19 protein-coding genes are annotated in these 16,372 nt (G+C 68.0%); 13 read left to right on the top strand and 6 right to left on the bottom strand.

Annotated features, from left to right (window positions below; genetic code table 11):
• Positions 1-31: 31 nt before the first annotated feature.
• On the bottom strand, positions 32-985 hold the full coding sequence (locus LTV02_RS25805) for an acyl-ACP desaturase (protein WP_233034432.1): 954 nt from the start codon (positions 983-985) through the stop codon (positions 32-34).
• A 164-nt stretch (positions 986-1,149) separates the two neighbouring features.
• Here LTV02_RS25805 and LTV02_RS25800 point away from each other — a divergent pair, with 164 nt between their 5' ends.
• The 6 genes from LTV02_RS25800 (at position 1,150) to LTV02_RS25775 (ending at position 6,279) form a co-directional block, all read left to right on the top strand.
• Entirely contained in the window at positions 1,150-1,698 is a 549-nt protein-coding gene (locus LTV02_RS25800; RefSeq protein WP_233034431.1) for a PH domain-containing protein, read from the top strand.
• A gap of 9 nt (positions 1,699-1,707) precedes the next feature.
• Positions 1,708-2,385: a response regulator transcription factor gene (locus tag LTV02_RS25795; RefSeq protein WP_067720599.1), complete on the top strand. Its 678-nt coding sequence runs from the start codon at positions 1,708-1,710 to the stop codon at positions 2,383-2,385.
• Positions 2,386-2,469: 84 nt separating this feature from the next.
• Positions 2,470-3,789 (top strand): sensor histidine kinase, encoded by a 1,320-nt coding sequence (locus LTV02_RS25790; RefSeq protein WP_067720598.1) that lies wholly within the window; start codon positions 2,470-2,472, stop codon positions 3,787-3,789.
• A 125-nt stretch (positions 3,790-3,914) separates the two neighbouring features.
• Positions 3,915-4,289, top strand: coding sequence for a hypothetical protein (locus LTV02_RS25785; RefSeq protein ID WP_233034429.1), 375 nt, complete (start codon positions 3,915-3,917; stop codon positions 4,287-4,289).
• A gap of 38 nt (positions 4,290-4,327) precedes the next feature.
• Entirely contained in the window at positions 4,328-5,020 is a 693-nt protein-coding gene (locus LTV02_RS25780; RefSeq protein ID WP_084535640.1) for a response regulator transcription factor, read from the top strand.
• Positions 5,017-6,279 carry a HAMP domain-containing sensor histidine kinase gene (locus tag LTV02_RS25775; RefSeq protein WP_233034427.1) on the top strand — a complete coding sequence of 421 codons (1,263 nt, stop codon included), beginning with the start codon at positions 5,017-5,019 and terminating at the stop codon, positions 6,277-6,279. The genes LTV02_RS25780 and LTV02_RS25775 overlap by 4 nt, the downstream gene beginning before the upstream one ends.
• On the opposite strand, the gene LTV02_RS25770 is transcribed toward LTV02_RS25775, so the two are convergent.
• Positions 6,251-6,793, bottom strand: coding sequence for a GtrA family protein (locus LTV02_RS25770; RefSeq protein ID WP_067720594.1), 543 nt, complete (start codon positions 6,791-6,793; stop codon positions 6,251-6,253). The two genes, LTV02_RS25775 and LTV02_RS25770, sit on opposite strands and share 29 nt — an antisense overlap.
• Positions 6,794-6,918: 125 nt before the next feature.
• Between LTV02_RS25770 and LTV02_RS25765 the strand changes: the two genes are divergently transcribed.
• From LTV02_RS25765 to LTV02_RS25745, 5 genes are all read left to right on the top strand, one after another.
• Entirely contained in the window at positions 6,919-8,094 is a 1,176-nt protein-coding gene (locus LTV02_RS25765; protein ID WP_233041709.1) for a 5-(carboxyamino)imidazole ribonucleotide synthase, read from the top strand.
• Positions 8,087-8,590, top strand: a complete 504-nt coding sequence (purE, locus tag LTV02_RS25760; RefSeq protein ID WP_233034425.1) for a 5-(carboxyamino)imidazole ribonucleotide mutase — start codon at positions 8,087-8,089, stop codon at positions 8,588-8,590. Before LTV02_RS25765 ends, purE begins: the two co-directional genes overlap by 8 nt.
• Before the next feature lie 25 nt (positions 8,591-8,615).
• Complete coding sequence (locus LTV02_RS25755) at positions 8,616-9,287, top strand: TetR family transcriptional regulator (RefSeq protein ID WP_067720591.1); 672 nt, start codon at positions 8,616-8,618, stop codon at positions 9,285-9,287.
• A 303-nt stretch (positions 9,288-9,590) separates the two neighbouring features.
• Positions 9,591-10,748 (top strand): acyl-CoA dehydrogenase, encoded by a 1,158-nt coding sequence (locus LTV02_RS25750; RefSeq protein ID WP_067720590.1) that lies wholly within the window; start codon positions 9,591-9,593, stop codon positions 10,746-10,748.
• Positions 10,749-10,913: 165 nt separating this feature from the next.
• Positions 10,914-11,255, top strand: a complete 342-nt coding sequence (locus LTV02_RS25745) for a hypothetical protein (RefSeq protein ID WP_067720589.1) — start codon at positions 10,914-10,916, stop codon at positions 11,253-11,255.
• On the opposite strand, the gene LTV02_RS25740 is transcribed toward LTV02_RS25745, so the two are convergent.
• The 3 genes from LTV02_RS25740 to LTV02_RS25730 all read right to left on the bottom strand — a co-directional run bounded on the left by LTV02_RS25740 (position 11,252) and on the right by LTV02_RS25730 (position 14,481).
• The gene (locus tag LTV02_RS25740; RefSeq protein ID WP_233034423.1) at positions 11,252-11,542 is read right to left on the bottom strand and encodes a GNAT family N-acetyltransferase; all 291 of its coding nucleotides are present in this window, start codon (positions 11,540-11,542) and stop codon (positions 11,252-11,254) included. The two genes, LTV02_RS25745 and LTV02_RS25740, sit on opposite strands and share 4 nt — an antisense overlap.
• Positions 11,543-11,628: 86 nt before the next feature.
• On the bottom strand, positions 11,629-12,948 hold the full coding sequence (locus LTV02_RS25735; RefSeq protein WP_233041708.1) for an FAD-binding oxidoreductase: 1,320 nt from the start codon (positions 12,946-12,948) through the stop codon (positions 11,629-11,631).
• Between the two features lie 63 nt (positions 12,949-13,011).
• The gene (locus LTV02_RS25730; RefSeq protein ID WP_233034421.1) at positions 13,012-14,481 is read right to left on the bottom strand and encodes an MFS transporter; all 1,470 of its coding nucleotides are present in this window, start codon (positions 14,479-14,481) and stop codon (positions 13,012-13,014) included.
• 134 nt (positions 14,482-14,615) lie between these two features.
• Between LTV02_RS25730 and LTV02_RS25725 the strand changes: the two genes are divergently transcribed.
• Positions 14,616-15,215 carry a TetR family transcriptional regulator gene (locus LTV02_RS25725; RefSeq protein ID WP_233034419.1) on the top strand — a complete coding sequence of 200 codons (600 nt, stop codon included), beginning with the start codon at positions 14,616-14,618 and terminating at the stop codon, positions 15,213-15,215.
• A gap of 21 nt (positions 15,216-15,236) precedes the next feature.
• Positions 15,237-15,557 carry a GroES family chaperonin gene (locus LTV02_RS25720; RefSeq protein ID WP_233034418.1) on the top strand — a complete coding sequence of 107 codons (321 nt, stop codon included), beginning with the start codon at positions 15,237-15,239 and terminating at the stop codon, positions 15,555-15,557.
• On the opposite strand, the gene LTV02_RS25715 is transcribed toward LTV02_RS25720, so the two are convergent.
• Complete coding sequence (locus LTV02_RS25715) at positions 15,554-16,342, bottom strand: oxidoreductase (protein ID WP_233034417.1); 789 nt, start codon at positions 16,340-16,342, stop codon at positions 15,554-15,556. The genes LTV02_RS25720 and LTV02_RS25715 overlap by 4 nt on opposite strands.
• Positions 16,343-16,372 lie beyond the last annotated feature (30 nt).

Below are 16,372 nucleotides of genomic sequence, written 5' to 3'. Positions count from 1 at the left end.
CCCACCCTAGCGTCACGAGAGATAGAACCGGTCAGACGGTTTGCAATTCGCCGCGGGCGGCTTCGCGGGCCAGCAGGCGGTCGCGCTGCTCCTCGAACTTGAGCACGTCCTGTTCGAGCTTGGCGACATAGGCGGCCAATTTCTCCCGCGCCGCCTCGCCGCGCGCCCCGAAGTCGTTGCGGTCGAAGATGTTCCAGTTCTTCAGCACCGGGTTCACGACCTCTTCCATGTGCTGGCGCAGGTCGTAGATGCCGTGCTTGGCCATGAGCACGCCGTTGCGCCGCCAGTTCGGCATCCCGGATCCGGGCATGACGAAATTGGTCAGCACCTTGGTGATGGCCTCCAGCGCCTGATCCGGCACCAGATCCAGCCCCGCCCCGCACAGCGTCCGGTAGAAGATCATGTGCAGGTTCTCGTCCGCGGAGATGCGCTGCAGCATGCGGTCGGCGATGGGGTCGTTGCACACCCTGCCGGTATTGCGGTGCGAGATGCGGGTGGCCAGCTCCTGGAAGGTCACGTACGCGACGTTCTCCAGGAACCCGCCCCAGTCGTCGGGCGATTGCGCGCCATTGGTCATGTGGATCATCCGCGCCTCTTCCAGGGCCACCGGATCCACGCCGCGGGTGACCACCAGGTAGTCGCGCATGACGATGCCGTGCCGGTTCTCCTCGGCGGTCCAGCGGCCCACCCAGGTGCCCCAGGCGCCGTCCTGGGAGAAGTTCTCGGCGATCTCACGGTGGTAGGACGGGAGGTTGTCCTCGGTCAGCAGGTTGGTGACCATGGCGATCTTGGCGACCTCGCTCAACTGCGATTGCGAGGGGTCCCAGTTCTCCCCGCCCATGGCGGCGAAGTTGCGGCCCTGATCCCAGGGCACGTAGTCGTGCGGATGCCAGTCCTTGGCCATCGACAGGTGACGGTTGAGGTTAGCCTCCGCCACCGGCTCGAGTTCTCGAAGTATCTGCAGCTGGGTCAACTCTCGGGTCACACACGCCTCCTGTGTCATGCAGGGCAAGAATGGTGTTGCGCGGGGACAGCTCGGCGAAGATGGCAGATCGTGATCGCCGATGTTACGCGCGGGCCGCACGATTGTGCGTCACACCGCTTCTCGGCGTCAGGCATTCTGGCATCTCGGCGCGGTAGCGTATGCGCATGGGTTATCCCGAGGAGGCGCTGGCGCCCGAGGAGCGACTACTCCTGCACCGTCATCCGCATTGGAAGATGTTGTTCTGGCCCGCCGTGACTTTCATCCTGATCACCGCATTGGCCGGATTCGGCGCTGGGGTCGCATCGCGCAATACCGAAGGTGGGCTGGGGTCCGGGCTGCTGCTCGCGATTCTGGTGGCGTGGCTGCTGATCGTGTGGTGGCGGTCGCTGGTACCGCTGATCCGTTGGAAGTCGACGCATTTCATCATCACCGACCGCCGGGTATTGATTCGCCAAGGCGTATTGACCCACACGGGCATCGACATTCCGATGAACCGGATCTCGAATGTGCAGTTCCGCCATGGCCTCTTCGACCGCATGCTGGGCACCGGCACGCTCATCATCGGATCGGCGTCGGAGGATCCGCTCGAATACGACGACATCCCGTACGTGCAGCAGGTGCACGCCATGCTCTATCACCAGGTTTTCGATGTGGTGCAGAACAATCCGAACAACGGCGGCGGCTACTACGGATCCGGTGCCGCTTACCCGTAGGCTTACTGCGTGACCGCCGTATTGCTGGCCGAAGACGACGAGGCCATTGCCGCGCCGCTGTCGCGGGCGCTGGGGCGCGAGGGCTATGCGGTGACCGTGGAGAGCTACGGTCCCGCGGTCCTGGAACGGGCCCTGGAAGGCGGTCACGACCTGCTGATCCTCGACCTCGGCCTACCCGGCATGGACGGCCTGGAGGTGTGTCGTCAGGTGCGCGCCCGCGGGGCCGATCTGGCCGTGCTGATGCTCACCGCGCGCACCGACGAGGTCGATTTCGTGGTCGGCCTGGACGCCGGCGCCGACGACTACGTGGGCAAGCCCTTCCGGCTCGCCGAATTACTGGCCCGGGTGCGGGCGCTGTTGCGGCGCAGCGGAATCGGCGACGAGGCGGTCGAGGTGGGCGGCATCCGGCTGGAGCCGGCGGCGCGCCGGGTGCTGGTGAACGGCGTCGAGGTGAACCTGGCCAACAAGGAGTACGAGCTGCTGAAGGTGCTCATCGACCGTGCCGGGCAGGTGGTCTCGCGCGAGACCATCCTGCGTGAGGTGTGGGGTGACGCCGATCTGCGCGGCTCCAAGACCCTGGACATGCACATGTCGTGGCTGCGCCGGAAGATCGGTGACGAGGGCCCGGTGGCCGAACGCCGGATCGTGACCGTGCGCGGCGTAGGCTTCCGCTTCAACACCGACTAGCTCGGCCGCTCTCGAACCGATCGATCTGTGCTGTTCCGCGCGCGTATCCCACCCGAAAGCCCGGCGAAGCGAGGCATCTCGACGATGAGACGCAGGATCCTGCTGTCCATGGTGGCCGCGCTGACCCTCACCACCCTGGTGCTGGGCGTGCCGCTGGCGTTCACGGCGTGGCAGTGGGTGGAGGACATCACCCGCAACGAACTGCGCAATCGCCTGGACCGGATCGCGGTGGAGGTGGTGGCCCAGGAGAAGGACGACGGGCTGGTGCACGGCGAACTGGATCTGCGGTCGGTGCGGCCGCTGATCCCGGCGGGCGGGCGTTTGACCATCGTGTATCCGACGCCGCAGGACAATGCCTCGCGCCTGGACGTCGGGCCGGACGCGGTGGCGGATCCGCTGGTGGAATCGCTGGCGATGGGCACCTCCGGGTCGCTGCGCCTGGAAACCCCTGCCGCGCCGATGCATTCGATGCAGCGGCAGGCGCTGGGCGCGGTGGTCGGACTGGTGCTCATCTCGCTCGGCGCGGGCATCGCGGTGGCGGTGGTGACCGCGCGGCGGGTGGCCGATCCGCTGCGCGATGTGGCGGCGCGCGCGGCCCGGCTGGCCATGGGCGATTTCCGCGCCGATTCGCGCCGGCACGGCATTACCGAACTGGACCGGGTGTCGGACGTACTCGATTCCGCCACAGTCGAAATCGCGGGCCGCCTGCAACGCGAGCACGCCCTGGTCGCCGACGTCTCGCATCAGCTGCGCAGCCGCCTCACCGCGGTGCGGCTACGCCTGGACGAACTGTCCACGCACAACGATCCGGAAGTGGTGCACGAGGCGGAAGAGGCCATGGCACAGGTGGATCGGCTCACCGACGCCATCGACGAACTGGTGCGGGCCTCCCGGGACGAGGGCGCGGCCGAACGCGATCCGGTGCCGGTGGTCGCGGAATTGCGTGGCGTGGTGGCGGAATGGCGGCACCCCTTCGCCGAGGCGGGCCGCAAACTGGTGCTGCTCGGCGACCCGACCTTGAAAGCGCCCGTGACGGGTTCCCGGCTGCGCGAAGCGGTCGCGGTGCTGGTCGACAATGCCCTCATGCACGGCGGCGGCACCTGCACGGTCTCGGTGCGCACCGTGACCGGCGGCCGCCTCGACGATCGCGAGCCGCTGGTGGTGGTCGAGGTGGCCGACGAGGGCGACGGCGTCCGCGACGAACTCGCCCCGCACATCTTCGACCGCGGTTTCTCGGCCGCCGGCTCCACCGGCGTCGGCCTGGCCCTGGCCCGCGCGCTCATCGAGGCCGACGGCGGCCGCCTGGAACTGCAACGCCGCCGCCCCGCCCTCTTCGCGGTCTTCCTGGGCTCCTCCGCCGGCCCGTCGCGCCCGCCCGCCGGACCGGCCGCCGAACCGCGCTGAAACCTCGGCGATCTTCTATCGATTCCTTAACCATCGGCTAGTTCTGGCTGAAAAGTGGCTTCCTACTGTCGGTTTCGTTGTGAGGGAGCGATGAGCGCCTCCTCGACGCGAGGACAGGAGTGGTTATGCCGAAGTTCACCGTGCGCCGGGTGGTCGGAGCGGGCCTGATCGGAGCGACCGGGCTGGCCCTGCTGGCGCTGCCGGTCACCGCCAATGCCGCCGAGCCGGCCGCCCCGGCCACGGCGGCCGAGATCGGCCTGGACACCGGGAGCGCGGGCGGCCGCGCCGAACCCGAACACGGCCGGATCGTCATCCAGGATCGGGACGGCCGGGTCACCGAGTACCGCGACGGTGAGCTGCCGCCCGGCGTCCAGGCGCTGCCGGCGATTCCGCTGGAGCCGGGCCGCCCGCTGCCGGACGGCGTCATCATCCAGCGCGATCCTGGCGTGTCGGATGGACCGGGCGCGCCGCAGGTCACGATCGTGCGCCCGGTTCGCTGAGAGTTGTCCGGTCGCCGCGATCAGTATCGTCGGTGGATGTGACGAGTCCCCGGATTCTGGTTGTGGACGATGACGTCAGGGTGCTGACGTCGGTGGCGCGGGGGCTGCGGATGTCCGGTTTCGAGGTCGAGACCGCGGCGGACGGAGCCGCCGCGCTGCGGCATATCGCGGCCGGTGCGCCGCAGGCCATGGTGCTGGATCTGAACATGCCGAATCTGGACGGGGTGGGCGTGGTGACCGCGCTGCGCGCGCTCGGCAACGACATCCCGATCTGCGTGCTCAGCGCCCGCTCCGAGGTCACCGACCGCATCGACGCGCTCGAAGCCGGGGCCGACGACTACCTCACCAAACCCTTCGACCTGGGCGAACTGGTCGCCCGGCTGCGCGCCATGCTGCGCCGCGCGCCCGCGCCCTCGCACGCCGCCGACGATCGCATCGTGGTCGGCCCGCTCACCATCCATTCCGGTGCGCGCCGCGCGCTGCTCGACGGCAGCCCCGTGGATCTCACCAAACGCGAATTCGATCTGCTCGCCGCCCTGGCCGCGTCCCCCGGACAGGTGCTGTCCCGGCCGCAACTGCTGGATCGGGTGTGGGGCTACGACTTCGAGACCCAGACCAAGGTGGTCGATGTGTTCGTCTCCTATCTGCGCCGCAAGCTGGAGGAATCGGGCGGACCGCGGCTGATCCACACCGTGCGCGGCGTCGGATTCGTCCTGCGGGTCGAACCGTGAGGCGGGCGCCCGGGCGGCCGTTCTCGCTGCGCACCCGGGTGGCGCTGGCCAGTGCCGCGACCGCTGCCATCGTGGTCGCCGCCATTGCCGCGGTGCTGTTCGCGGTCGCGCCGAACGATGCGAACAACCAGGTGGGGCGGGTGGTGAAGGCCATCGCGCTGGAACCCGCGACGGTGGACGGGCGGCCCGCCGAACGCCTGCCCGCGCTGCCGACCGGATCGCCCGGCGTCATCATCCGGACCGCACCGGATGAGCCGGAAATGGACTTCTCGCGCACCGTGGCATTGGACGGGACCACCGTGACGGTCGCGGTGCCGCACGATGTGGCGACGGATTCGGTTGTCCAGCAACGCATCCGGATCGTGCTGGTCGGGGTCGCGGCCATCGTGCTGGCCGCCGTGCTGGGCTGGTTCTTCGCCTCACGCGCTGTGGCGCCGCTGCGCCGGCTCACCACCGCCACCGCCGATCTGGGGGACGAGCTGTCGCTGCGCACCCCGCGCGGCCCGATGGCCAGCGAGACCGGCGAACTCGCCGACGCCATGAACACCATGCTGACCCGCATTGCCGCCGAGCGCCGCCACACCGACGAAGCCCTGGTCACGGCAAGGGATTTCGCCGCCACCGCGGCCCACGAACTGCGCACCCCGCTGACCGCCATGCGCACCGATCTGCAGGTGCTGCGGTCCATGGAACTCTCCGACGCCGATCGCGACGAGATCCTCGACGAGGTGCTGAGCAGCCAGCGGTCCATCGAATCCACGCTGTACGCGCTGGAGCGCCTCGCCATGGGCGATCTGACCACGGAATCCGATTGGGAAGACCTGGATCTGGGGCAGCTGGTCGATCAGGTGGTGGAGGACGCCCGGCGTTCCCACCCGGACACCGCGATCTCCGCCGAAGCGGTCGAACCGGTCCGATTGCACGGTCTCGCGGCAGGTCTGCGGTCGGTCATCGACAACGCCATCACCAATGCGATCCGGCACGGCAGGGCCGGGCATATCGAGATCGCCGCGCACACGACCGCCGATCTGGTGACCCTGACCATCGACGACGACGGCACCGGCATCCCGGAAGCCCAGCGGGAGAAAGTCTTCGAACGTTTCCATCGCGGCGGATCCGAACCCGGCAACGGCCTGGGTCTGGCCTTGGTCGCGCAGCAGGCGCGGCTGCACGGCGGTACCGCGCGCATCACCGAATCCCCGCTCGGTGGTGCGAGATTGAGCGTGACGCTCAGCTGTGTCCGAGCTGCTCTTCGTTGACGAGGTCTTCGAATTCTTCCTGGAGCTCCTGCATTTCGTCCGGAAAGACCCATTTGCGCATGGCCCAGAACCGGAACACCATCTGCAGCAAGTTGCCGATGATGAACGCGCTGAAGAAGTCGGCGATGTTCTCGACCGTGAAGCTCACATTCGGCTGCCGCAGGTCGAACACATAGCTCGACACCCACAGCGGCAGCGAAGCCAGCAGCACGCCCACGCCGCTCACGGCGAAGAACAGCAGCGCCTCGTGATGCTTCTCGCGCCCGCCCCGCTTGTCGAAGGTCCATTCGCGATTCAGGATGTAGGACGCGATCACCGCGATCACGCCCGACATGATCCGCGCGATGGTCGGCTTGGTGTCGAGAATGGTCCACTTCAGCAGATAGAAGATGCCGATGTCGATGACGAACGTGGTCGCACCGACAATCGCGAACTTGAGCAGTTCGGAATGGCGGTCTGCGAGGTCCCGCAACGGCTTGGGCAGGACGTTTATCACGTCGTCGACAAATGACACGAAGGCGAGTCTACGGCTCTTCTCGGCGCCGTGAGCAACCCGCACTGGGGCACCGACGATAACCCCCGGTGGGTGTCATGACAACATTGTCGAACGTGAGCGCCCGTGCCTTCGACTCCTCCGCGATGCCCACCGTCACCATGATCGGCGGCGGTCAGCTCGCGCGCATGACCCACCAGGCCGCCATCGCACTGGGCCAGCGGCTGCGCGTACTGGCGGAAAACCCCGGCGACCCGGCCGCGCAGGTGACGCCGGACGTGGTGCTGGGCAGCCACAACGACCTGGCCGCGCTGCGCAAGGCCGCCGTCGGCTCGCACGCGGTGACCTTCGATCACGAGGGCGTGCCGACCGAACTCCTGGAAGCCCTGATCGCCGAGGGCGTGAACGTGCAGCCGCCGCCGCGCGCGCTCATCTTCGCCCAGGACAAGCTGGCCATGCGCCGCAAGCTGGCCGAACTCGGCATTCCCATCCCCGCTTTCACCGAGGTGACTTCCGCCACGGACGCCATCGCCTTCGGCGACGAGCACGGCTGGCCGTTCGTGCTCAAGGCCGTGCGCGGCGGTTACGACGGCCGCGGCGTGTGGATGCCGGCCGATGCCGCCGAGACCACGAAGATCGTCGAAGACCAACTGGCCCACGGCGTCCAGCTGCTCGCCGAGGCCAAGGTCGACCTCAAGCGCGAACTCTCCGCCATGGTCGCCCGTTCCCCCTTCGGCCAAGCCGCGGCCTGGCCCGTGGTGGAGACCGTGCAGCGCAACGGCCAGTGCGCCGTGGTGATCGCGCCCGCCCCCGACCTGGAGGAGGCCAAGGCGACGGCCGCCGAGGCCCTGGCGCTGCGCCTGGCGGCCGAACTCGGCACCACCGGGGCGATGGCCGTGGAACTCTTCGAAACCCATTCCGGCGACCTCCTGGTCAACGAACTCGCCATGCGCCCGCACAACTCCGGCCACTGGGGCATGGACGGCGCCTGCACCGGCCAGTTCGAGCAGCATCTGCGCGCAGTCCTGGACTACCCCCTGGGCAGTACCCGACCCCTCGCGCCGGTCACGGTAATGGCCAATATCCTCGGCGCTCCCGAAGCCCCCGCGATGTCCATGGACGAGCGCCTGCACCATCTGGCCGCCCGCATCCCCGACGCGAAGGTGCATCTCTACGGCAAGGGCGAACGCCCCGACCGCAAGATCGGCCACATCAATGTCCTCGGCGACGACGTCACCGAGACCCGCGAAAAAGCAGAGCGTGCCGCGCACTGGATGTCGCACGCCATCTGGACCGACGGATGGGATCCCCACCATGACTGATACCGCACAGGTTGGCCTGATCATGGGCTCCGACTCCGACTGGCCCACCATGGAGGCCGCGGCGGAAGCCCTGGCCGAGTTCGGCATTCGTTTCGAGGTCGGCGTGGTCTCCGCCCACCGCACCCCGCAGCGCATGCTCGACTACGCCAAGTCCGCGGCCGAGCGCGGGATCAAGGTCATCATCGCGGGCGCGGGCGGCGCGGCCCATCTGCCCGGCATGGTCGCCTCGGCCACCCCGCTCCCGGTGATCGGGGTCCCGGTTCCGCTCAAGTACCTGGACGGTATGGACTCCCTGCTGTCGATCGTCCAGATGCCCGCGGGCGTCCCGGTCGCCACGGTCTCCATCGGCGGCGCGCGCAACGCGGGTCTGCTCGCCGTCCGCATCCTGGCCTCCGCGGACCCCGAACTGCGTTCCCGCATGGCGGCTTTCCAGGCCGGCTTGGAAAGCATGGTCCTGGAGAAGGACGCCGCCCTCCGCAACAAGCTGATGGGCTGATCAGCCCACCGACTACCGTTGACGGATGCCCTCCGACCTGAACGAGACCGCCCGCCGCCTGACCGTCGTGGATCAGGCGCTGCGGTTGTTCGCCGAAAAGGGTTACGAGGCAACGACGGTCGACGAGATCGCCGAAGCGGCGGGCATCTCCCGCCGCACCTTCTTCCGCCAGTTCCGGTCGAAAGAGGACGTCGTCTTCGCCGATCACGAATCGCAGCTGACGCAGGCGCGGGCGTTTCTGGATGCGGCGCACGGAGATCCGTGGGATGCGGTGTGCGAGGCCGTCGTCGAGGTGTTCGAGCGATTCACGCAGTGGCGTGAGCTGGCGGCCCGCCGCTACCGGGTGGTCCGGCAGGTGCCCACCCTGCGCGAGCGCGAGATCGTGACGGTGTTCCGCTACGAGCGCCTCTTCACCGATTTCCTGCGCGGACGGTCGCACGGCGCCTCGGATCTGGCGTTGGTGCAGTTCACGGCGGCAGTGACGGCGACCCACAACTACATGCTGCGCAGATTGGTCCGCGGGGAATCGGATGCGAGTCCGGCGGATCTGCGCTCCGCGCTGTTCGCGATTCCCCGGGCCGGCACGGCCGCCGCGCCCCGGCCGAATTCGGACGAAATGGTCGTCGCGGTGTTCCCGCGCGACCTCTCGGCTCGGCAGGTCGCCGATCTTCTGGCCCGTCGGCTGGATACCCTCTAAACGGCTCGATCGCCCGGCTTCCGGGGGTTCGAGGGCTCTGCCCCCGCGATCTCTACGGTTCCGGCACCCGGCTTCCCAGGGGTTCGGGGGCTCTGCCCCCGCGATCTCTACGGTTCCGGCACCCGGCTTCCCGGGGGTTCGGGGGCTTGCCCCCGAGATCTCTCCCTCCGCAACCGCGAAGCGGTTGTGACACTCGGTGCCAGGGGCCTGTGACGAAGTACCCGCACGTGGCCGCACTATCGCGGCGTATAGTTGGCTGCAACTGGCACTGAGTGCCGTACCGACGACCAGGAGAGACACCTCATGGCGGGCAATCCCGACTTCAATCTGTTCCAGCTCGAGGACTTCCATCACGAGCTGCGCGAGGCCATTCGCGGCCTGTCCGAGAAGGAGATCGCCCCGTACGCCAAGGACGTCGACGGCAACGCCCGCTTCCCCGAGGAGGCGCTGACCGCCCTCAACGCGGCCGGTTTCAATGCCGTGCACGTGCCGGAGGCCTACGGCGGCCAGGGCGCCGACTCGGTCGCCACCTGCATCGTGATCGAAGAGGTCGCGCGCGTCTGCGGTTCGTCCTCGCTGATCCCGGCCGTGAACAAGCTGGGCACCATGGGCCTGATCCTGAACGGCTCGGAAGAGCTGAAGACCAAGGTGCTCGCCGATATCGTCGCGGGCAAGATGGCCTCCTACGCGCTGTCCGAGCGCGAGGCCGGCTCCGACGCCGCCTCCATGCGCACCCGCGCCCGCCAGGACGGCGACGGCTGGATCATCAACGGCTCCAAGTGCTGGATCACCAACGGCGGCAAGTCCGATTGGTACACCGTGATGGCCGTGACCGATCCCGACAAGGGCGCCAACGGCATCTCCTCGTTCATGGTGCACAAGGACGACGAGGGCTTCGTGGTGGGCCCGCTGGAGCACAAGCTGGGCATCAAGGGTTCGCCGACCGCCGAGCTGTACTTCGAGAACTGCAAGGTGCCGGGCGATCGCATCGTGGGTGAGCCGGGCACCGGTTTCAAGACCGCGCTGCAGACCCTGGACCACACCCGCCCGACCATCGGCGCGCAGGCCGTGGGTATCGCGCAGGGCGCGCTGGACGCCGCGATCGCTTACACCAAGGACCGCAAGCAGTTCGGCAAGACCATCGCCAGCTTCCAGAACACCGAGTTCATGCTGGCCGATATGGCCATGAAGATCGAGGCCGCCCGCCTCATGGTCTACACCTCGGCCGCGCGCGCCGAGCGTGGCGAGAAGAACCTCGGTTTCATCTCCGCCGCCGCCAAGTGCTTCGCCTCCGATGTGGCCATGGAGGTCACCACCAACGCGGTGCAGCTCTTCGGTGGCGCCGGCTACACCACCGACTTCCCGGTGGAGCGGATGATGCGCGACGCCAAGATCACCCAGATCTACGAGGGCACCAACCAGATCCAGCGCGTCGTCATGTCGCGTCAGATCCTGCGCTGAGCCGCACGCCGAAAACTGTTCGGTAGCTAAGGGATTGCTCCGGGACTCCGGGGGCCGCGGTTGGGGCGGCCACGGGGGTCACCGGAGCTTTTCTTTGCGTCGGCCGCGGGTAAAGCAGTGGTTTCGGGGCTGTTTGTCCGTGCATGCGAGGAGCACTATGGACTCATGGCCGGAGTCGAAATCACCGACACCTTCGTCCGGCGCACATTGGCCGACGGACGGGTGGAAGAGGTCGCGTGGACGGAACTGACAGAGGTGCGGATCATTACGACGGCCGACGGGCCGTTCGCCGAAGACGTGTTCTTCGTATTGATCGGGGCCACGGGTAAGGGTTGTGTGGTGCCGCATTCGGCGGCCGACCGGGCGTTCCTGGCCAGGTTGCAGGCGCTACCCGGCTTCGACAACGAGAAGGTGGTCGAGGCGATGGTGAGTGTCGCCGACCGGCAGTTCCTGGTGTGGCGGCGGGCGCAGGGCTCGCGCTACGACAGCCGCCATCGCGCGAATTAGGCGACCAGGTCGGCGTATTCGGGATGCGCCGCGATGTACTTCTCCACGTACCAGCAGGTGGGAATGATCGAAAAGCCCGCCGCGCGAGCGTCGTTCAGTGCGAACTCCACGACCTGGGCCGCGACGCCGCGGCCCCGGAACTCCGGAAAAGTCATGGTGTGCTGGATGTCGCGGATCTTGACGTCGCCGTCGATGCGCTCCGCGTAGTCGGCGTAGCCCGCGAGGGTGTCATCGAGAAAGATCTCGTAGCGGGTCGCGTCGGCATTATGGGCCAGCTTCGTGCTCATGATCGTTTTCAACTCCGTTGGCTAGAGGATTGTTCCGCCCCTCCGGGGCGATGGGGGAGGCAGGGGCGAAGCCCCCGAACCCCTTTTCAAAGGACGGCTCCGGGATTCAGGATGCCGTGCGGGTCCAGGGCGTCCTTGATGCGCCGCGTGAGCGCCATCACGTCGGGTCCGAGTTGGTCGGGGAGCCAGGCTTTCTTGAGCCGGCCGACGCCGTGTTCGCCGGTAATGGTGCCGCCGAGGCCGATGGCGAGGTCCATGATCTCGCCGAACGCCAGGTGCGCGCGTTCGGATTCGGCCGGGTCGTTGGGGTCGTGCACGATCAGCGGATGGGTGTTGCCGTCCCCCGCGTGGGCGATGACGGAGATCAGCACCGCACGATTCCGCGCGATCTCCGCGATGCCTTCGACCAGGTCGCCGAGCCGGGGGAGCGGCACGCCGACGTCCTCCAGTAGCAGCGGCCCTTTGCGTTCCACCGCCGGGATGGCGAATCGCCGTGCGGCACAGAAGGCTTCGCCCTCCTCCGGATCGTCGGTGCGGAAAGCCTCCGTCGCCCCGGCCTTCTCGCAGGCGGCCAGCATGATGTCGGCTTCGTGCCCGGCGAACTGACCGGGCGCGTCCGACCGTGCCACCAGCAGCGCGGCCGCCTCGCGATCCAACCCCATGCGCAACTCGTCCTCGACGGCGTTGATGGCCACCGCATCCATGAATTCCAGCATGGAGGGCCGTAATTGACCGGTGATGGCCAGAATCGCCTCGGTCGCGGCGGTCATGGTGGGGAAGGTCGCCACCACCGTGGACTGCGGCGGCTGGGCGGGCAGCAGGCGCAGCGTCAATTCGGTGATGATCCCCAGCGTTCCTTCGCTGCCCACGAACAGCTTCGTCAGCGACAGCCCTGCCGAATCCTTCAATCGCGGCCCGCCGAGCCGTACCGCGGTCCCGTCCGCCAGCACGACCTCCATGCCCAGCACGTAATCGGTTGTGACGCCGTACTTCACGCAGCACAGCCCGCCCGCGTTGGTGGCCGCGTTCCCGCCGATCGAGCAGATCTCGAACGAGGACGGGTCCGGCGGATACCACAGTCCCTGTTCGGCGACGGCCCGCTTGACCTCGGCATTCAACAGTCCCGGCTGGACCACGGCGGTCCGGGTGACGGTATCGACGCTGATCTCGCGCATCTTCTCGGTACTCAATACCAAGGCCCCGTGCTGCGCGGTCGCGCCGCCGGACAGTCCGGTTCCCGCTCCGCGCGGCACGATGGGCACACGATGCTCGTGTGCCCATCGGACGGTGATCGAAACCTGCTCGGTGGTCAGCGGCCGGACCAGCGCCAGCCCGATCCCGGCCGCCGGATCCAGCGCCCGGTCCTGCCGGTAGGCGCCGAGGATGTCGGGGTCGGTCACCACCATTCCCGCGGGCAGTAGTTCACGAAGGGAATCGACGTCGGGTGTGTTCGGGTCCACACTCCGAAGTTAGTTCGTCGCGCCGACTTTGTCCGGAACCGGCCGGGTGAGCACGAAGGCGGAGACCAGCACGACGGCGATGATGCCGAGCGCCGCCAGTCCGGCGACCTCCATACCGTGGACGAAATCGCCCACCCCGTGCGCGTTCGCGACGGCCCCGAAGAACACGGTGCCCAGCACGGTCGCCCCGATGGCATTGCCGAACTGCTGTGCGGTGGTCAGCACCCCCGCCGCCATCCCCGACTGATGCACCGGAATGGTCCCGCTCGACAGCACCGCCCCGAGCGTGGACGGAATCGAGAGCCCGTTGCCCGCGCCGACCAGCATCATGCCCGGAATCAGCACCGCCGCGCTGATCGCGGACCCGTACCAGGCCAGCGTCGCCATGGTGACCAGCATCCCGGCCAGGCTCACCGACGCGCCGAGCAGGATCACCCGATTCCCCACGCGCTCAGCCACTTTGCGGGCGAAGAACGAGGTGGTGGCGAAGGTCAGCCCGAGCGGCGCGAAGGCCAGCCCGGCCGCCAGCGGCGACATCCCCAGCCCGTTCTGCAACAGCAGCGTCAGGCACAGCATGAACCCGGCGAAGAAGGCCAGGTAGCCGCCGGAGACGATCATGCCCGCCCCGAACACCCGGTCCCGCACCAGCGTGGTGTCGAGCACCGGTTCCCCGCCCGCGCGCAGCAGCCGGTTCTCGTAGCGCAGGGTGAGCAGCAGCACCGGCAGCGCGGCGGCCATGGACACCCAGGTCCACACCGGCCAGCCTTCGGGCCGGCCCAGGGTGATGGGCACCAGCACCAGGGCCAGTGCGGCCGAGATGCCCAGCGCGCCTACGGGATCCATCTTGGGGCGGCGCGCCGGTTCGTGCCGCGGCAGCCAGCGCGCGGCCAGTACCGCCGCGATGACGCCGATCGGCAGATTGATGAAGAAGATGGTCCGCCAGCCCCAGCCGAACAGATCGAGATCGAGCAGCACGCCGCCGAGCACCTGCCCCGACACCGCGCCGAGGCCGACGGTGGCGCCGAATCCGGCCATGGCCTTGGCGCGCTCCTGGACCGGGAACATAGTGTTGATCAGCGCCAGCATCTGCGGCACCAGCGCGGCGGCGGTCATGCCCTGCAATACCCGGAAGCCGACGAGGGACCAAGCGTCCCAGGCCAATCCGCACAGCAGCGAGGCGATGGCGAAGGCGATCATGCCGATCAGGAACATGCGCCGGTGCCCGAACTTGTCGCCGAGCCGCCCGCCGGTGATCAGCCCGGAGGCGTAGGCGAAGCCGTACCCGCCGACGACGAGTTCCAGCGCGGCTTCCCCGGCGTGCAGATCGTGCTGTAACGACGAGGCCGCCACATTGACCACGAAGTAGTCGAACATGGCCATGAACATGGCGGTGAGGATGACCGGCAGGGCGCGCCAGCGATTCGGGTCGATGCCGGGTGCGGAAAGCGCCGGGGCGGGCCGGGTTTGGGTGATTGTCACGAAGTTCTCCCGAAAGTGGGCCGAGGGAGGAAGCGGTGCGGCGTTGCACCGGGATTTGTAACTAACCGGTTGGTTGTTGATATTCCACCCGCTCGCCCGGCTTGTCAACCAGTTGGTTGGTTAAGATGAACGGCATGGCCGGCACCCGCGATCCCGAAGCGACCAAAGCGCGCATCTTCGAGGCGGCGACCGCCGAATTCGCCGCCTTCGGCATCGCCGGCGCCCGGGTGGACCGCATCGCCCGCAATGCCCAGGCCAACAAACAGCTGATCTACGCCTACTTCGGCGATAAGGAGAAGCTCTTCCACAAGGTCCTGGAACGGACCATGCTCGATGTCGCGGGCTCGGTCACCACCGAGATCGAGGACCTCGACACCTGGATCGACGAGCACCTCGACTACCACATCCAGAAGCCGGAATTCCTGCGCTTGCTCATGTGGGAGGCCCTCGAATTGGGTGCGGAGAAGGCCACCGCCGACGAACTTCGGTGCGGCCGCTATCTGGAGAAGCGCACCAAGGTCGAGGCCGCCCAGGCCAAGGGGCTGATCCGCGACGACCTGCCCGCCGGCGTCATCCTGCTCCAGCTCATGAGCATCATCAACTACCCCATGGCGCTGCCGCAGGTCGCCCTGTTCACCCTGGACCAGGCCGCGACCATCGATCCGGAAACGCTGCGCGCCTGGACCAAGGACGCCATCCGCCGCCTGGTCGCCCCGCCCCCGCCCGCCCCCTGATCCGCGCAGTACACTGCCGCGGTGTCCGATGCCAAGCTAGAGATCCAGATGCTGCACGACCGGGTCATGGTCAAGCTCAGCCCGGAAGTGGGCGAGCGGCGCAGCAGCGGCGGCATTCTCATCCCGGCCACCGCGCAGGTGGCCAAACGTCTGTCCTGGGGCGAGGTTTGCGGCGTCGGCGCGCACGTCCGCGCCGTCAGCGTCGGCGATCAGGTGCTCTTCAGCGCCGATGACCAGTTCGAGGTGGAAGTGGGCGCGCAGGCGTATTACGTACTGCGCGAACGTGATCTGCACGCCGTCGCCAACTCCCACCCCGAACACGGCACCGGGCTCTACCTCTAGATGGTCTTGACGGTCCCGCCGTCGATGACGAAGTCCGCGCCGACGATATTGCCCGCGCGCGCCGAGGTCAGGAAGGTGACCAGCGCGGCCACCTCGTCGGCCTCGGAGATGCGCCCGGAGGCGATCCCGAACTGGGCGGGCACGGCGCTCAGGAAGTCTTCCTGCGCAATGCCGTTCGCGGCCGCCAGCTTCGCGCCGATGCCGTCGGGCCCGTGCCAGATCGAGGTGGCGACCACGCCCGGCGAGACCGTGTTCACCCGTACCCCGGCCGGTCCGAACTCCTCGCTGAGCCGCTTGCTGAACGAGCTGAGCGCCGACTTGGCCTCGCTGTAGCCGACGGGTCCGACCGCCGGAATCCGCGAGTTGATGGACGCCACGTTCACCACCGCGCCCTTGCGCTCGATGAGGCTCGGCAGCGCCGCCCGCGTGGTCGAGACGACTCCGAACAGGTTGAGATCGAACATGTTTCGCCACTGGTCGTCGGAGATGTCGAGGAACCCGCCGAGTGTCAGCTTGTCCGCGTCGCCGCCGCCGACATTGTTGACGAGAATGTCGAGCCCGCCGAGTTCCTCGAGCGCCCGCTCCACCGCGGACACGGCGCCCGCGGTCGTGCTGAGATCGGCGGAAACGGTTGCCGCCGCGACTTTTTCGAGCTCCGGGGTGATCGTGCGCGCGACGCCCGCCACGCGTACGCCCTCCGCCGCCAGCGCTTCGGCCACGGCCAGTCCGATGCCGCGGCTCGCTCCGGTGACCAGCGCCGTCTTCCCGTTCAATCCGAGATCCATGATACGTACCTTTCTTGAACTACAGGTCAA

The organism is Nocardia yamanashiensis, assembly GCF_021183565.1.
GTDB classification, from domain to species: Bacteria; Actinomycetota; Actinomycetes; order Mycobacteriales; family Mycobacteriaceae; genus Nocardia; species Nocardia yamanashiensis.
This window is presented reverse-complemented; position numbering and strand designations above follow the sequence as displayed.